This is a genomic window from bacterium (assembly GCA_024228115.1).
Taxonomy (GTDB): Bacteria; Myxococcota_A; UBA9160; order UBA9160; family UBA6930.
Window position 1 is genome coordinate 1 of the sequence record JAAETT010000615.1, and the last position, 1,250, is coordinate 1,250.

Sequence of the window (1,250 nt, forward strand, 5' to 3'; positions counted from 1 at the left end):
AGGTGACAGTCTGTGCGGTAGTATCCGGCTTCATGAAGGGGCCCTTGTTGAGGGGAAACGCGTGTCGCAACACGTTTCTACCGCAACTGGGGCCTTCTTCAATTCAGGAACGCGACTTCTTCATGAATTATTCGGGCTAGCTCGGTCGTCGCTGCTCCATCTCTTCGAGCGTTCGCGGCCAATCCTTCTTGAGCAAGCGTGAGAGGGCACGGTCCGCCAGCAGCTTTCCGCCGGTCTGGCAGGTTGCGCAGTAGTTGGTTTCGTTCTCTGCGTACACGATGCGTTGCACCGGCGAGGTGCAGACGGGGCAGGGCTCGTGGAACCGGCCATGGACGGCCATCTCTGGCCGAAAGGCCGTGACCTTTTCCGGGAATCCTTCGCCGTTCTCCTCGCGAAGATGCGCAATCCACCACTTGAGGGTCGCGCGGGTCGCCTCGAAGAGCCGTTCGATCTCATCGTCCTTCATCTTCTGCGAGAGCTTCACGGGGGAAAGGCCGGCACGGTGCAGGATCTCGTCCGAGTAGGCGTTGCCGATGCCGCTGAAGAAACGCGGATCGGTGAGTGTGCGTTTCAGGGTATGATTCTCGCGGGCAAGAGCCTCTGCGAAGGCTTCAGGCTCGCAGCTCAGCACGTCGATGCCGCCTCGGTCGTGCAGGGCGAGGGCTTCTTCTCCCTGCACGGCGTGCAAGGTGGCCCGCTTCTTCGTGCCCTGCTCCGTCAAGACGAGCGTGCCCTTCGGGAACTGGAAAGCGCCATGTCCGACCCGGCCCGGCGGTTTGGCGCCGCGCTTCTTCCAGCGGAAACGCCCGGCGACCATCAAGTGGAAGATGAGGAAACGCTCGTCATCGAAGCCCCAGACGATCCGCTTTCCGATCCGTCGCAGCTCCCTCACCACCTGTCCCTCGAAGCTCGGGAGCGGCGGCTCTACCGAGCGCAGCAACGCGACCCCGCGGAGTTGGATCTTCTCCAGCGGCTCTCCCAGGGTCCGGGCCGCCATCGCCTCCAGATAGATGGTGATATCCGGCAGCTCAGGCACGACGCGAGCGTAGCGCGTGGCGGGGACGTTCTTTCCGCTGTTTCCGTTGTTGGGTCGGGACAAAGTCCCGGCCCAACAACGGAAACAGCGGAAAGAACGTCCCCGCCTTCCCTGTCTAGCCCGGACTATGCATGAAAATCAGTTGAGAAGCTGACTTTCGATGGTTCCAGGGTGCTGTGCGGCGATTGATCCTGACGGATGTCGCTTACGGTGG

1 protein-coding gene is annotated in these 1,250 nt (G+C 61.9%); it reads right to left on the reverse strand.

Annotation, left to right across the window (positions count from 1 at the left end):
- Positions 1-136: 136 nt before the first annotated feature.
- Positions 137-1,036 carry a formamidopyrimidine-DNA glycosylase gene (locus GY937_25720; GenBank protein ID MCP5060115.1) on the reverse strand — a complete coding sequence of 300 codons (900 nt, stop codon included), beginning with the start codon at positions 1,034-1,036 and terminating at the stop codon, positions 137-139.
- Between the last annotated feature and the right edge of the window lie 214 nt (positions 1,037-1,250).